This window comes from Nocardioides daeguensis, assembly GCF_019192965.1.
Lineage (GTDB): Bacteria > Actinomycetota > Actinomycetes > Propionibacteriales > Nocardioidaceae > Nocardioides > Nocardioides daeguensis.
In genome coordinates, this window is the sequence record NZ_JAHTKU010000020.1 from 196,003 (window position 1) to 210,804 (window position 14,802).

Annotated in this window: 13 protein-coding genes; 3 read left to right on the forward strand and 10 right to left on the reverse strand. The window is 72.5% G+C overall.

The features are described 5' to 3' along the window. The first annotated feature begins 44 nt into the window (after positions 1 to 44). Together KU893_RS16860 and KU893_RS16865 are read left to right on the forward strand one after the other, a co-directional pair. Positions 45 to 713 carry a hypothetical protein gene (locus KU893_RS16860; protein WP_218235538.1) on the forward strand — a complete coding sequence of 223 codons (669 nt, stop codon included), beginning with the start codon at positions 45 to 47 and terminating at the stop codon, positions 711 to 713. Next, a complete protein-coding gene (locus KU893_RS16865; RefSeq protein ID WP_218235539.1) occupies positions 710 to 1,234 on the forward strand; it encodes a hypothetical protein in 525 nt (174 codons plus the stop codon). The genes KU893_RS16860 and KU893_RS16865 overlap by 4 nt, the downstream gene beginning before the upstream one ends. Before the next feature lie 22 nt (positions 1,235 to 1,256). Here the strand turns inward: KU893_RS16865 and KU893_RS16870 are convergent, their stop codons facing one another. Then, positions 1,257 to 2,183, reverse strand: coding sequence for an NAD(P)H-dependent flavin oxidoreductase (locus tag KU893_RS16870; protein WP_218235540.1), 927 nt, complete (start codon positions 2,181 to 2,183; stop codon positions 1,257 to 1,259). A 14-nt stretch (positions 2,184 to 2,197) separates the two neighbouring features. On the opposite strand from KU893_RS16870, the gene KU893_RS16875 reads away from it, so the two are divergent. Continuing rightward, positions 2,198 to 3,418, forward strand: coding sequence for a TetR/AcrR family transcriptional regulator (locus tag KU893_RS16875; protein WP_218235541.1), 1,221 nt, complete (start codon positions 2,198 to 2,200; stop codon positions 3,416 to 3,418). A gap of 18 nt (positions 3,419 to 3,436) precedes the next feature. Here KU893_RS16875 and KU893_RS16880 read toward each other — a convergent pair whose 3' ends face one another. From KU893_RS16880 to KU893_RS16920, 9 genes are all read right to left on the reverse strand, one after another. Continuing rightward, complete coding sequence (locus KU893_RS16880) at positions 3,437 to 4,204, reverse strand: enoyl-CoA hydratase/isomerase family protein (protein ID WP_218235542.1); 768 nt, start codon at positions 4,202 to 4,204, stop codon at positions 3,437 to 3,439. Further along, the gene (locus KU893_RS16885; protein ID WP_218235543.1) at positions 4,204 to 5,973 is read right to left on the reverse strand and encodes an acyclic terpene utilization AtuA family protein; all 1,770 of its coding nucleotides are present in this window, start codon (positions 5,971 to 5,973) and stop codon (positions 4,204 to 4,206) included. The genes KU893_RS16880 and KU893_RS16885 overlap by 1 nt, the downstream gene beginning before the upstream one ends. Next, a complete protein-coding gene (locus tag KU893_RS16890) occupies positions 5,970 to 6,770 on the reverse strand; it encodes a TIGR03084 family metal-binding protein (protein ID WP_218235544.1) in 801 nt (266 codons plus the stop codon). The genes KU893_RS16885 and KU893_RS16890 overlap by 4 nt, the downstream gene beginning before the upstream one ends. Next, positions 6,767 to 7,546, reverse strand: coding sequence for an enoyl-CoA hydratase/isomerase family protein (locus KU893_RS16895; protein WP_218235545.1), 780 nt, complete (start codon positions 7,544 to 7,546; stop codon positions 6,767 to 6,769). Before KU893_RS16895 ends, KU893_RS16890 begins: the two co-directional genes overlap by 4 nt. Beyond that, positions 7,543 to 9,540: an acetyl/propionyl/methylcrotonyl-CoA carboxylase subunit alpha gene (locus KU893_RS16900; RefSeq protein WP_218235546.1), complete on the reverse strand. Its 1,998-nt coding sequence runs from the start codon at positions 9,538 to 9,540 to the stop codon at positions 7,543 to 7,545. The genes KU893_RS16895 and KU893_RS16900 overlap by 4 nt, the downstream gene beginning before the upstream one ends. Positions 9,541 to 9,557: 17 nt before the next feature. Further along, positions 9,558 to 11,129, reverse strand: a complete 1,572-nt coding sequence (locus tag KU893_RS16905) for an acyl-CoA carboxylase subunit beta (protein WP_257441373.1) — start codon at positions 11,127 to 11,129, stop codon at positions 9,558 to 9,560. Positions 11,130 to 11,271: 142 nt separating this feature from the next. After that, on the reverse strand, positions 11,272 to 11,496 hold the full coding sequence (locus KU893_RS16910; protein WP_218235547.1) for a hypothetical protein: 225 nt from the start codon (positions 11,494 to 11,496) through the stop codon (positions 11,272 to 11,274). A gap of 1 nt (position 11,497) precedes the next feature. Next, complete coding sequence (locus KU893_RS16915) at positions 11,498 to 12,541, reverse strand: peptidyl-prolyl cis-trans isomerase (protein ID WP_218235548.1); 1,044 nt, start codon at positions 12,539 to 12,541, stop codon at positions 11,498 to 11,500. Then, entirely contained in the window at positions 12,538 to 14,802 is a 2,265-nt protein-coding gene (locus KU893_RS16920; protein WP_218235549.1) for an MMPL family transporter, read from the reverse strand. The genes KU893_RS16915 and KU893_RS16920 overlap by 4 nt, the downstream gene beginning before the upstream one ends.

Sequence of the window (14,802 nt, forward strand, 5' to 3'; positions counted from 1 at the left end):
CCGCACCCGCTGGTTACTCGCCCCTCACTTATGGAGAGACGGCCATGCCCGGACCCCACCACGGACGCCCGCAGGATGCTGCTGCCGTCGCCGTCGCCGTCGCCGACCCGCCCGAGGACCGCGTCGAGGAGACCTCCGCGCGGACCCGCAGCGGGGGCGGCGACGACGCGAGACTGACGCTCAGCTCCTCGGGCTGGCTCGACGACGAGGCCACCCGGGTCCGGTTGGCCGGCGCGCTGGTCGTCGCCCTCGTCGCCGCCCTGGTGGTGAGCGGCATCCTCGCCTGGCAGCGCGGCACGCAGGAGCCGTCGGCGCTCGCGGTGCGCGCCCATGCCCGCGACGAGGCACGCGCGGCCGCGCTGCGCGACATCGAGACCCTGTTGACGGCAGACCACCGCGACGCGGCGGGAACCTTCACCGCCTGGTCGGCGGTCACGACCGGACGCCTGCACGCGCAGCTGGCACAACAGCGCAAGTCGATCCTCAAACGACTCAGGGCGACCAAGGAGATCACGACCGTGCGCCCCGTCGAGGCGGCGCTGAGCTCTTGGGACGAGGCCGCCGGGACGGCGCGCCTGTTGGCCGTCCTGGACCTGAGGAAGACCTCGGGTGACCAGCCCTCGACGCAGACGGTGCGTTATCTCGCGATGACCCAACGCGTCGACGGGAAGTGGCTGCTCTCCGCCGTCCAGCAGGTCGGGGGCGACTCGTGAGCGCGCTCCTGAGGAGGTTGCTCGTCACGCTCAGCGGGGCGCGGACCCTCCTCGTCCTGGCGGTCGCGCTCGTGGCCACCTCCGTCGGCGCGATCCTGCTCGCCGGCCAGGTGCATCGCAGCGACGAGCCGGACGACACCGCCTTCCTCGACGCCGACGCCACGGCCGACCTGGTCGCCTCGACGACGACCCTGGTCGACCGGGTGTTCTCCGTCGACCCGTCGCGTCCCAAGGCCACCGCACGCCTCGTCGCGAAGCACCTCACCGCGACCGCGCAGGATCAGTTCCGCGAGCTCTACGCGCCGTACCTGGCGGACCCGGCGGCGGGGGTCACCCTGCGGACCTCGACCTCGACCGTCGCGGTCGTCCGGCTCCAGGGGAGGACGGCCGACGTGCTGGTCGTGGCCGAGCAGCACGCGTCCGCGCCCGACGGTCGCAGCAACGCCGGCACCGCCGGGATCAGGCTCAGGCTGACGGGCGGCAGCGGCGACTGGCAGATCACCGCGATCGACCCGGTCTGAGCATCCCGTGACCGGCCCGGCCTCAGCGGGCGAGCTCCACCAGCCCGCGGGCGGCCTGGTAGCCCGCGCGGATCCGGGCGACGACCTCGGCGACCGACGACACCTCCCGGACCTGGGTGACGGCGTGCCCGGCACTCCACACGTCCGGGTTCGCGACCAGGCGCTCCTCCTGGAAGTCGCCGGCCGTGACCGGGGCGTCCGCGCGGGCGTCGAGCCACTGGGCCAGGATGCTGGCGGGCAGTCCGCTCACGGCGTCACTGAGCCGCACGTCGTCGAGCGTCGCAGCCACCAGCGCGGCGCGGTAGTCGTCGGACGCGACGCTCTCGCACGTCGCGATGAAGGGCGTTCCGACATAGCCGAGGTCCGCGCCGAGGACCTGCGCGGCCCACAGCGCACGACCGTCGGCGATGCCGCCGGCCAGGACGACCACGCCGTCGAAGAACTCCCGGACGGCGCGCACGAAGGCGAAGGGGTTGGCGTGCCCGGTCTGGCCACCGGCGCCCGCCGTGAGCAGCACCAGGCCGTCCACGCCCGCCTGCGCGGCGCGGTGCGCCTGCCGAAGGGTCGCGACGTCGGCGAGGACCGCGCACCCTGCCTCGTGCAGGGCCGGCACGACGGCCGCCGGCGAGCCGACGCTGGTGATGACCACCCGCACCTGGTGGCGGCGCAGGCAAGCGAGGTCCGCCTCCAGCCGACGGTTGGACGGGTGCACGACGAGGTTCGGAGCGACCGGGGCCGCCCCGGGAACGCCCACCAGGCGATCGGACATGCCCGAGAGCCAGTCGTCCAGCTCGTCGACGGAGCCGGCGTTGTGCGTCGGGAACGATCCGACCACGCCCTCCGCGCACGCGGCGACGACGAGCGCGGGACTGGACACCCCGGTCATCGGCGCGGCGATCATCGGCAGTGGGAGACTGCGCAGGATGTCGAGCGAGGCAGTGGTCATCATGATCTCCTTCTCAGGTGGGGCAGACCGCCCCCGGTAACGACGGGAACGTGGTGATGGCGAGCACACAACCGGGCGCGGAGGTACGACGTCGTCCCCGCGACCGCAAGCAGCAGATCGTTGCCGCAGCCACGACGCTGTTCCGCCGGTACGGCTACGGCAACGTGAGCACCGGCGACATCGCGCAGAAGGTCGGCATCACACCGGGAGCCCTCTACCGGCACTTCCCGAGCAAGCAGGACATCCTGGGCCAAGCCATCGACTCGGTGGTGGACGACGTGCTCACGCCGGTGGCCCCCGCCGACGGCGACCTCGACGACGTGGTCGGCGCGCTCAGCCGCTCGCTCGCGAAGCGCCGCGACCTGGGAGTCCTGTGGCACCGCGAGTGCCGCCATCTCGAGCACAAGCACCGGCGCCGGGTCCAGCTGCGGCTGCAGGGTCTGCTGGACCGAACGGCTGTGGACCTCGCCGCGCTGCGGCCCGACCTGACCCCCGAGGACGCCTACCTCCTCGCAGTGTTCATGGTGTCGACGCTGACCAGCCCGTCGTACCACGCGGCCGAGCTGCCGCCCGAGCAGGAGACGGACCTGCTGCAGTGCTGCGCATCGGCCGTCGCGACCACACCGCTGCTCGCGGGCTCGGAGCACTCCCCCGCCCATCCGGCACGGGTCGGCATCAGCCATCTCTCGCGCCGCGAGGGCATCGTCGCGGCGGCGACCCGCCTGTTCTTCGAGCGCGGCTACCAGGCGACCACGGTGGACGACGTGGGTGCCGCGGTCGGGGTCTCCGGCGCCGCCGTCTACAAGCACTTCGGCAGCAAGTCCGAGCTGCTCGCCGCAACCATCTCGCGGGCGGCCGAGCCGCTCCAGCTGGGCATGGCCACGGCCCTGTCCGAGGCGCAGACGGCTCACGAGGCGCTGACCCGAGCCCTGGACGAGTACATCGCCTTCGCGACGGTCCACCACCACCTCGTCGGGATCCTGGTCTCCGAGGCCACCAACCTGCCCGACACGATGCGCCACACCGTGCGCCGACAGCAGGCGACCTACGTCGCGGAGTGGGTCCGGCTGCTGCGCGAGTCGCGGCCCGAGCTCGATGCCGCCCAAGCGCGCTACATCGTGCACGCCGTGCTGACGACCATCAACGACGCCACCCGGACCGATCGCATCAGGGCCTACCCGGACCTTGCGCAGCGGCTGCGCCAGATCGGCGTCCGACTGCTGGGGGTCGAGCTGTGACGCCTCCATGCCTCGCCCTCAGGTGCTGCGGAACCGCTCGAAGGAGCTCTGCGCGCGCCGCGAGCCCAAGGCCGACGACTGGCTGAGCGCCTCGAGCTCCAGGGACGCCTCGAACGAGCCACCGGTGCTGGAGTTCATCAGCCGCTTGGTCATCGACACCGCCATCCGGGACTGGGCCGCCAGCCGATGGGCGAGCGACAGCGCCGTCTCGGTCGTCTCGTGGGGGCTGCCGAGGACGAAGTTCACCAGGCCGAGCCGCTGCGCGGTCCCTGCGTCGATCTCGTCGGCCAGGAGCATCAGCTCCTTGGCACGCTGCATGCCGATCAGCCGCGGGAGGAGGAACGCCCCGCCGAAGTCGGGCACGACGCCCATGCGCAAGAAGACCTGGCAGAAGCGAGCGTTCTCGGAGCAGACGACGAGGTCGCAGGCGAGGGCGAGGTTGAACGCGCCGCCGTAGGCGACACCGGAGACACTGGCCACCACCGGCAGCGAGGTGTTCCAGACCGCCAGCGTCGCGCGCTGGTAGGCGCGCATGAACCGGATCATCGCGTCGTCGTCCTCGCGCGCCGCGGTGTCCAGCACGCCATCGGCGTCGCCGCCGGCGGAGAAGTGGTCGCCGTCCCCCGTGAGCACCAGCGCCCGGACCCGGTCGTCACGCTCGGCCCGCTGCACCTCGTCGGCCAACGCGTCGGCGGTCGCTGCGGCGATCGAGTTGAGCCGCAGCGGTCCCGACAGGGTGAGGACGCGAACCGGCCCATCGTCGCGGACCAGGACCTCGGTGCCCATCATCGGCTCCCGCCGGCGAGCGGGACCGGCACCGGGACCACCCGGGAGCGCACGTACTCCCCCAGGCCCTTGGCCTGCGGGTCGGGTCGCGGCGACGCCGCGACGCCGGCGCCCAGGAGCCCGACCACGACGAAGTTCAGCGCCCGCAGGTTCGGCAGGTCCCAGCGCCGCACCTCGAGATCGGCCGCCTCGGGCAGCAGCTCGCGGAAGCGATCGACCGTCAGGTACGACCGCAGCCACGCGTACGACGCGTCGTCGCGGGTCCACAGGCCGACATTGGCGTTGCCGCCCTTGTCGCCCGACCGGGCCGCGCAGATCCGGCCGAGTGGCAGGTCGACCGTCGCACCGACGCTCTCGGCGGCCGGCGGCACCGTCGCGCTCGGCTGCGGGAACGGGGCGGTCGGCCCGTGAGGCACCACCTCCACGGTGCCGTCCGGCAGGACCACGCGGTGCTCGACCTCGGCGACCGGCAGCAGGGCCGGCCAGTAGACGCCGTACTCGCTGGCATCGGTGGGCGGCGTCGAGGTGTGGAAGCCCGGGTACCCGGCCAGGAAGAGCTCCATCGCGGCGTTGGAGAACCTGCGTCCGACCTTGCTGCGGTCCGGGTCCATGACGGTGACCCGCAGGTGCGCGGTCGCCTGGTCGTTGGTCGGCGCGTCCGGCCGGTCGAAGCGCTGCAGGCGCACGTCGACCTGCTCGAAGCCGTCCTCGCCGCCGAGGATCTCGAAGAGCTGGCTGCGCGCCCACGCCGCCTTGGCCTCGATGTCGAGGCCGGTGAGCACGAGGGTCATCGTGTTGCGGTAGCCGCCGAGGTAGTTGATCGCGACCTTGAGGTCGTTGGGAGGCGGGCCGCCCCGCGCACCCGAGATCAGCACCCGGTCGGGTCCCTCCTGCTCGAGCCGGACGGAGGCGAAGTCGGCCGCGACGTCCGGGTTCGCGTACGTCGGGGTCTGGATCTCGTACAGCAGCTGGGCGGTCACCGTGCCGGGCGAGACCAGGCCCCCGGTGTCCGGGTGCTTGGTGATGACGCAGCTGCCGTCGGCGGCCACCTCGGCGATGGGGAAGCCGGGGTAGCGCCGGTCGAGGACCTCCTCGAAGAAGGAGTAGTTGCCCCCGGTCGCCTGGGGACCGCACTCGATGACGTGCCCCGCCGCGACGGCCCCGGCCAGTGCGTCGTAGTCGGTGCGTCGCCAGCCGTGCCACCACGCGGCGGGACCGCTGACGAGGGAGGCGTCGGTCACCCGGGGGCACACGACGATGTCCGCGCCGGCGTCCAGGGCGCGGGTGATGCCCCAGCCGCCCAGGTAGGCGTTGGCCGTCACCGGCTTGTGCCCGGCGTCGGCGAGCCGCTCGCCGGTGTCCATGTTGGCCAGGTCGACCCCGCCCGCGAGGAGATCGGGAACCCGGTCGGCGAGGTCGTCGCCCTCGATCCAGGCCACGCGGGGGGCGAGGCCGAGGCGCTCACTGAGCGAGGTCAGCTCGGCCGCCAGGCCGGACGGGTTGAGTCCGCCGGCGTTGGCCACCACCTTGATCCCACGGTCCAGGCAGGTGCCGAGGACCTGCTCCATCTGGGTCAGGAAGGTGCGGGCGTAGCCGGCCGACGGGTCCTTCTGACGGGCCTTCCAGAGGATCAGCATGGTCAGCTCGGCGAGGTAGTCGCCGGTGAGGACATCGAGGTGCCCACCCTCGACCATCTCCTTGGCCGCCGAGACCCGGTCGCCGTAGAAGCCGGAGCAGTTGCCGATCCGTACGGCGCGAAGCGCGTTCACGACGCCGCCCCGACCGTGCGCTGCGGGCGGCCGTCGCTCGCGGCACCGGCGAAGGCCTGGGCGATCGCCATCCAGCTCCGCGCGGCGGGGCCGCGGACGTCGAGCCCGGTGTCCAGGAAGTGGCGCCGCTGGGTCACCACGAGGCAGAAGTCGAGCGCGGTCCCGCGCACCGTGTCCGCAACGTCGGGCGGGCCCCACACCCAGGTCCCGCCGTCGGGCGCCTCCAGCTCGACGCGGACCTCGCCGGTCGGGACCTGCCGGTTGCGCAGCGAGAAGCTGAAGCCGAGGGTGCGCACCCCGAGGTGGGCGATGTGGTGCAGGCGGGAGGACGCGACGACCTCGGCGCCGATGGTCTCGGCGATGTCGAGTCCGTGCGCCCAGGTCTCCATCAGCCGTGCCGTGGCGCTCGACATCAGGCTCATGTCCGGGCCGAACCACGGCACGCGCGTCGCGCCGTCGAGCCCACCGAAGACCCGGAGCAGCTCGGCCCGGGACGCACGGAACCACTCCAGCAGGTCCGGGACCGGCATCGACCGGTACTGCTCCGCGATCCGGTCCGGGAAGTCCATCCCCGCTCCGATCAGGGCCTGCGCGCCCTCGCGGAAGCGGGTGGGTGAGGCCACCGCGAGCACGGCCTGCTCGTCGAAGAACGCGAGGTGGCTGACCTGGTCGTGGATGGACCACCTCTCCGCGGGAGTGGGCAGTCCCCAGTCCGACGCCTCAAGGGAGGCGACCAGTCCGTCGACCACCGCGCTCTCCTCGGCCAGATCGTGCAGCAGATCTGCGAATCCGCTCATCGTCCCTCCCATCGGGGTTGCCTCTTCTCCCGGAAGGCGGCCGGGCCCTCCTGTGCGTCGCGGCTGAGGTAGACCGGCTCCCAGATCCGCTCGGCCTCGTCGTAGGCCGCGGACAGCCCGGACTCGGCGATGAGTCGCACCGTCCTCTTGCCGGCGCGCACCGACAACGGCGCGTTGTCGGCGATCCGGCGGGCGAGCTGCTGCGTCGCGTCGCGCAGCTCCCCCGCCGGAACGACCAGATTGACCAGGCCGGCGTCCCGCGCACGCTCGGCCGAGAGCATGTCGCCGGTCAGCAGCATCTCCATCGCCACGCGGGGCGGGATCAGCCACGGCAGCGGGGCCGCCCACGGCGCCCCACGACCGACCTTGACCTCGCTGATCGCGAACCGCGCGTGCTCGGCTGCGACCACCAGGTCACAGGTCTGGACCAGCAGGAAGCCACCTGCGAGCGCCGCCCCGTTCACCGCTGCGATGGTCGGCTTGTCGACCTCGATGTTGCGGCCGAACTGCGGCACGTAGTCGACAGGAGGAACCTGCAAGCCCTCCTCGGCCATCTCCTTGAGGTCGCCGCCGGCGCAGAACGCCCGGTCGCCGGCACCGGTCAGGACGAGCACCTTCGCGGCGTCGTCGTCGTTGAACCGGCGCACGCCGTCGAAGAGCCCTTCGCGTACCGCCCGGCTGAGGCAGTTGCGTGCGTCCGGCCGATTGATGGTGAGCCAGGCGACGCCGTCGTCCAGCTCGTAGGTGACCGCCGGGGCGGTGGTCGCGGTCGTCACTCGGACACTTCCTCGACCACGGCCAGCACAGCGCCGAGGTCGACGGCCTGACCGGGCTTCACGCTGATCTGGCTGACGACGCCGGCGACCGGAGCCCTGACGCTGTGCTCCATCTTCATCGCCTCCAGCACCAGGACCGTGGCACCCTCCTCCACGAGCTGTCCCTGCTCGACGGGGACGCGCACGACCGTGCCGGGCATCGGGGCGAGCAGCGAGCCCGGCTCGTTGCGATCGCCCGGCTCGGGGAACCGGGGCTGCTCGACCAGCGTGAGGCTGCCGAGCACGCTGTCGACGTGGTAGGTCGAGCCGTAGGTCCGCACCGCGCACGACCGACGAACGCCGTCGACCTCGAGGTCGACCTGGTCGGGGCTCGCCGAGAGCACCCGCACCCCGACCAGCGAGGTCCCCGCGACGGAGACCCGGGTCGTGCCGCGACGCACCAGGTAGCGAACCTCCACCTCGTCGCCCTCGATGTCGAACGTGGTGTGCTGCTCCTGGCTGGCCACGTTGCGCCACCCCGAGGGGAGCGTCGACAGCGCCAGCGCGTCGGCCCGGCGCGCGGCTTGCGCGGCCAGTGCCGCCGCGGCCGCGTGCACCGGCACGAGCTCGGGCGAGCGCCACGAGCGCGCCAGCGCGACCGGGTCGTGGCGGGTGAGGTAGCCGGTGTCGATGCGTCCGGCGGCGAACTCCTCCTCGCGCAGGATGCCGACGAGCAGCTCCCTGTTGGTCACCACCCCGTGCAGGCGGCTCTCGGCCAACGCGCGGGCGAGGGTACGGCGAGCGTCGTCGCGGGTCGGCCCGTGGGCGATGATCTTGGCCAGCATCGGGTCGTAGTGGACGCCCACCTCGGATCCTGCGCTCACGCCCGAGTCGACGCGGACACCGGGCAACGGCGGTACCGAGAACCCGTGGACCGTGCCCGTCGCCGGCAGGAAGCCGGCGGCGACGTCCTCCGCATAGAGGCGGACCTCGATGGCATGGCCGTCGATCCCGGCGGTGATCACGTCGTCCGGCAGCGGCCGGCCCTCGGCCACCAACAGCTGCAGTCGGACCAGGTCGAGCCCCGTGATCAGCTCGGTGACCGGGTGCTCGACCTGGAGGCGGGTGTTCACCTCGAGGAAGTAGAAGCGGCCGTCGGAGCCCATGACGAACTCCGCCGTGCCTGCACCGACGTAGCCGATCGCCTTGCCCGCGGCGATCGCCGCGCTGCCGAGCTCGGCGCGAAGCGCCTCGTCGACGACCGGGGAGGGTGCCTCCTCGATGATCTTCTGATAGCGGCGCTGAATGGAGCACTCGCGTTCGAAGAGATGGACGACGGTGCCCTGCGTGTCGGCGAAGATCTGCACCTCGATGTGGCGGGGCGCGTCGAGGTAGCGCTCGAGGAAGACGGTGCCGTCTCCGAAGGCGGTCACCGCCTCGCGGCGGGCACCCTCGACGGCTTCGAGGAGGTCCCCCTCCTCGCGGACGATGCGCATGCCGCGCCCGCCGCCGCCGAAGGCTGCCTTCACCAGCACCGGGTAGCCGATCTCCTCAGCCACCCGCGCGCCGAGCTGCGCGCCGTCGATGGCGCTGTCGGTCTCGATCGTGATGCCGGGCAGGACGGGCACACCCGCCGCCGCCATCGTCTTCTTCGCCTCGATCTTCGAGCCCATGCTGTCGATCGCGGCCGGCGGTGGGCCGACGAAGACGACCCCCGCATCGGCGCATGCTCGGGCGAAGCCCGCGTTCTCCGACAAGAACCCGTAGCCGGGGTGGATCGCGTCCGCCCCGGTACGACGGGCTGCGTCGAGGATCAGGTCCCCGCGCAGGTAGGTGTCCGCCGGGGCGGTGCCAGGCAGGTGGACGGCCTCGTCCGCCTCGGCGACGAACCGGGCACCGGCGTCGGCATCGGAGTAGACCGCGACGCACACGATGTCCATCTCGCGGGCGGAGCGGATGATCCGCGACGCGATCTCGCCACGGTTGGCGATGAGGAGCTTCTTGATGGTTGCCATGGAGAGTCCTGCCACCTTCACATGCGGAAGACGCCGAAACCGCGCCTTCCCTCGACGACCTGGGAGTGAGCTGCGGAGAGTGCCATGCCGAGGACGGTGCGCGTGTCGCGCGGGTCGATGACCCCGTCGTCGTACAGGCGGGAGGAGATGAAGAACGAGTGCGACTCCGCCTCGATCTGCTCCTCGATCTGGATCCGCCGGGCCTCGTCGGCCTCGACGTCGAACTCGCGGCCGGCCGCCTCCGCCGCCTGACGGCCGACGATGGAGAGCACCCCGGCCAGCTGCTGGGCGCCCATCACGGCGAGCTTCGCGTTGACCCACGAGAACATGAACCGGGGGTCGAAGGCACGGCCCGACATGCCGTAGTTGCCCGCTCCGAAGGACGCACCCATGTTGATGCTGATGTGCGGCACCTTGCTGTTCGTGACGGCGTTGATCATCTTCGCGCCGTCCTTGATGATGCCGCCCTGCTCGTAGCTCTTGCCGACCATGAAGCCGGTGCAGTTGTGCAGGAAGAGCAGCGGGATGTCGAGCTGGTTGGCCAGCAGGATGAACTCCGTGCCCTTCTGGGCCTCCTCGCTGAACAGGATGCCGCGGGAGTTGGCCAGGATCCCGACCGGATAGCCGTGCACCGAGGCCCAGCCGGTCGTCAGCGCGGTGCCGTACGACGGCTTGTACTCACCGAAGCGCGAGCCGTCGACGACCCGGGCGATGACCTCTCGAGGGTCGACCGGCTTGCGGAAGTCGGCGGCGGCGATGCCCAGCAGCTCGTCCTCGTCGTACAGCGGCGCGTCGGGGGGCATCGATGGCCCGGGACCGAGCTTGCGCCAGTTGATCTCCGCCATGATGCGGCGCCCGATCCGGATCGCGTCGCGCTCGTCGACGGCGAAGTGGTCGCCCAGGCCCGAGACCCGGCTGTGCATGTCGGCGCCGCCGAGCTCCTCGTCGTCGGCGTCCTCGCCGGTGGCCATCTTCACCAGCGGGGGGCCGCCGAGGAAGACCTTGGCCTGCTTGTCCACGAGCACCGCGTAGTCGCACATGCCGGGGACGTAGGCACCGCCTGCCGTCGAGTTGCCGAACACCAGGGCGAGCGTCGGAACACCCATCGCGGAGAGCTCCGTGAGGCCCTGGAAGATCTTGCCGGCGTGGACGAACAGCTCCGACTGGGTCGGCAGGTCCGCGCCGCCGGACTCCACGAGGTTGATCACGGGGAGCCGGTTCCGCTTGGCGATGTCGAGGGCCCGCAGGTTCTTGCGCAGCGTGTACGGGTTCATGGTGCCGCCACGGACCGTCGGGTCGTGCGCGATGATCACCGTCTCCACGCCGGAGACGACGCCGAGACCGGTGACGATGCTGGCGCCGACCTGGAACTGGGTGCCCCACGCAGCCAGTGACGAGAACTCCAGGAAGGGTGCATCGGGATCGACCAGCATCTCGATCCGCTCCCTCGCGAGGAGGCGGCCTCGGGCCCGGTGACGGTCGGCGTACTTCGCTCCACCGCCGGAGCACGCGAGGTCGAGCTGCTCCTGCAGCTCGGCCAGCGCGGCCTCCTGGGCGCGGCGGTTCTCGAGGTAGTCGTCGCTCGTCACGTCGAGTGTCGATCGCAGTGGCGTCGTCAACGTGTGCTCCTTGTCCGGCAATCAGCCCGTCAGCGGGTCGTGGAGAGTCTGGTTTCGAGGCGGTGCGGCGCACGTCGCCGCTGGGGAGGGAGTTCCCCCTCCCTCGGGGGGATCAGCGCCATCCGGTCGCCTGCGAGACGAGCTCGACGGCGCCGAGCAGGGCGCAGACGACGCTCAGCACGAGGAGCGACCTGGCGCCCCTCAGCAGGCGCCGCTCCTCGCGGGCCCGACGCTCCGCAGAGAGGGTCACCGGCACCAGCTCCGCCACGTTGCGCCGGCCCCACCGGCTCAGGGCGAGGAACGCCCACGACAGCGCCATCGGCACGACCACGGACATCTCACTCCACCGCCCGTGCCGGCGACGCCTCGGTCGGCGGCTCGTCCGGATGAGCGGGCAGGTAGGCGTCGGCGTACTCGATCTCGGCGCCCTTGATCCGGTCGGCGAGCCAGGACCGCCAGGTCCGCATCGCCCGCTCCGAGCGGACGGCGTCGAGCGCGTCCGCAGCGACGGCCTGGTAGGCCCGGGGGCGAGCGGCGACGACGGCGAGGACCCGTCCGACGTTCCAGCCGTAGGCCGTCTGCACCGGCCCGAACGTGTCCCCCTCGCCGGCCGCGAAGGCCGCTGCGGCATAGGTCTCGTCGAGCTCGGTGGCGCCGACGGTTCCGAGCACCCCGCCTTTGTCCCGCGTCGCGTCGTCGAGCGAGCGGGCGCGCGCGAGCGAGGAGAACGAGGTCCCCTCGTGAATCGACGCGACCAGCGCCTGGGCTTCGTCGCGGGTGGCGACCACGATGTTCGCGATCTTCCGCTTCTCCGGCACCTCGAAGGCGCTGGGATCCTCGTCGTAGAGCGCCTTCGCCTCCTCGGCCGTCACCTCGTCCACCGCGTCCTGGGTGACCGCCTTGAAGAGCCGGGCGATCGCCTGCTGGCGGCGGATCTCCTCGAGGATGTCGCCCTCGCTGACCCCGAACTCGGTCAGCAGGTCCTGGAACGCCTTGCGCGGATCAGGACCCAGCTGGGTCTCGAGCATCGAGGCCAGGGTGTCCCGGGCGGACCTCTCGGAGATCACGATGTCCTCGTCCTTCGCCGCGCGGTCGAGGATCAGCGCGACGGCCATCGACTTCGCCACGTCCCGCTTGAACCCGTCCTGGGCGTCGCGCCGTTCCGGCTCGGCGACGCCGTACAGCGCGTTGAGGGTGTCGACGTGCTTCTCGAGGTCCGCCTCGGTGACGACCCGATCGCCGTACCTCAGCACGGCGTCGTCGGGGAGCGCGGTGAGACGGTGGTGCACCAGCACGGCGCCGCCGGAGACGACGAGCACGGCGACCAGGGCGGCCACCATCCGTCGCCAGGGGGCAGACAGGAGCTCTCGGACGACGATCACACCAGCACCTCGACTCTCGGTTGGGCGGGGGTGGCCCGCTGTACCGGGGCGGGCCGGGCGGTAGCGGTCGACGGCAGCACCAGCCGGACGACGTACGACGCGAGCAGGGACAGCCCCACGGTCGCGGCGAGGAACAGGCCGAAGCCGCGGATGACGGCGAGGTCGGAGGCACCGAGGGCGAGGTAGCCCGACGTGGCTGCCGTGGCCGCCACCAGGACCGAGCGGACGAGCACCCGCCGGTGCCGAGCGGCGCCGAGCAGCACCGTGAACTCGCAGGCGGTCGCGGTCGCGAGCGAGCCCAGGGCGAGGGTGAGCGGGGTCAGCGGCAGCCCGAGCAGCTGGGCCACCAGGAAGCCCCAGCCGGTGGCCAGCACTGCGGCGCCGACCGCGAGGAGCGCCTCGCGTCGACGGCGCAGGCCCAGGGCCAGCACCAGGCCTGCGGCCACGATGCCGACTCCCGCGTGGAGGTAGCGGTGCTCCGAGAGCAGCGCGTAGCTGCGGCCGGCGACGACCGGCAGACCGGCCAGGTCGAGGGTGACCCCGTCCGGCGGCGGCGGCACGTCGCGGAGGACGTCGGCGAGCAGTGCCCGTTGGGCGGCGACGTCGCCGAGCTCGATCCCGAAGCTCAGCACGGCTTGGCGGCGGTCGTCGCGGATCACCGACGCGCGCAGGTAGTCGGGAACCTGGGCCAGGCCGGCCTCGACCTGCACCGAGGTCGGCTCACTGCCCAGGAAGCCCAGCAGCGAGGGAGGGCTCACGATCAGGTGCAGCCGGTCGCCGAACCGGCGCACAACCACGTCCTGGACCTGGGTCATCCAGGCGAGGGTCTCGGGCGAGGTCACGTCGTCGCCCCGCACGAGCAGCTGCACCTCGCCCGACGAGCCGAGGACCTCCTCGGCATGGTCGATCGCGGCCGTGCCCGGCGCACCCGCGATCAGCCGCTCGGGGTCGGCCTCGATGTCGAGCCCCGGGAGGACCGCCCACCCGATCGCCGCGAGCGCCAGCCCGGCGCCCAGCAGCGACAGCCGGGGCGCCCGGCCGAGCGACCGGTGGCTCGCCGGCCGGTCGGGCTCGGCCTCGTCGGTCGTCGGAGCGCCGTACCGGCGGGAGACGGCCAGTCCCAGCGCGAGCGTCAGGACCACCCCCACCGCGAGAGCGATGCCCAGGTCGCGCACCAGCGGCAACGGCGAGAGCAGGAGGGTCGCGAAGCCCGATGCCGCGGCGAGTCCGGCGACCACGACGGTGCGGCGGTCGGCTCCGCGGACCAGGTACGCCGGGAAGTCGCTCCCGGTGCCCAACAGGATCGGCAGGAAGGCGACCACCCCGAGCGAGACCGGATGGTCGAGCCAGCCGAACACGGCGAGCGTCGCCGCGGTCGCGAGGCCCGTGGTGAGCACGGGGACCACCCGCCGCGGCGAACGCGGGATCCACGGGAGCAGGAGGTAGCACAGGGTCGTCAGCGCGAGCGCGACACCGCCGATCACCGGCATCTCGCGCTTGAGCACGTCGGCGAGACCGGCCGCGACGACGGGCATGCCGGTGACCGTCACGCGGTCGGTGGCCAGGCCGGCGTCGTCGACGGCGGCGGAGACGGCGGCGACCAGCCGATCCGTGGCGGCCTGGTCGAGCCCCTCCCGCGGTCGCACGATCACGGCGACCGCATCGCGCCGGGGCACGACGAAACGCCACTGCTGGCGGGGCGTGCCGTCCTCGTCGAAGACCACGGCCTTCGCGAAGCCGGGGTTGCGCAAGGTCGGCAGGCCGGCCGGCAGTCCCTGGACCAGGAGCCCTCCGTAGCGACGGTCGTAGCGGCGTACCGCCGCCTCGGCCGCGCGCTGCGCTGCTGCCCGGTTCAGGCCCTGGGCCCGTGCCCGCTCGCGCGCCAGCTGCTGCAGGGCGTCGCGCCGACCGCTGATCGTCGCCAGCAGGTTGCGGGCCTGGGTCGCGATCTGGTTGAGCACCGTGCCGGGACCGTAGACGACCGAGACGTCCGGCAGCTGCGCGAGGGCGCCCTCGAGTCCGACGAGCTTGAGCAGCTCGTCGGGCCCGAGCAGGGCGCCGTCGGTCGCGGACTCCGCCACGACGACGACGGGGTCCCCGCCGAACGAGCGGGCGGCCGCCGACGTCGCCACCTGGGCCGCGTCGTCCCCCGGCAGGAAGGACGAGGCCGTGGTGTCGGTGCGCACCCGAGCCAGACCCAGGCCGATGCCGGCCAGCAGGAGGCCGACGACGGCCAGGCGGAGCAGGGCGCGCACGGGCAC

Bases quoted from the DNA above. Each gene is read 5' to 3' on its own strand.
- KU893_RS16860 (WP_218235538.1), top strand. From the start codon at position 45: ATGCCCGGACCCCACCACGGACGCCCGCAGGATGCTGCTGCCGTCGCC.
- KU893_RS16870 (WP_218235540.1), bottom strand. From the start codon at position 2,183: ATGATGACCACTGCCTCGCTCGACATCCTGCGCAGTCTCCCACTGCCG.
- KU893_RS16880 (WP_218235542.1), bottom strand. From the start codon at position 4,204: ATGGGCACCGAGGTCCTGGTCCGCGACGATGGGCCGGTTCGCGTCCTC.
- KU893_RS16890 (WP_218235544.1), bottom strand. From the start codon at position 6,770: ATGAGCGGATTCGCAGATCTGCTGCACGATCTGGCCGAGGAGAGCGCG.
- KU893_RS16900 (WP_218235546.1), bottom strand. From the start codon at position 9,540: ATGGCAACCATCAAGAAGCTCCTCATCGCCAACCGTGGCGAGATCGCG.
- KU893_RS16910 (WP_218235547.1), bottom strand. From the start codon at position 11,496: ATGTCCGTGGTCGTGCCGATGGCGCTGTCGTGGGCGTTCCTCGCCCTG.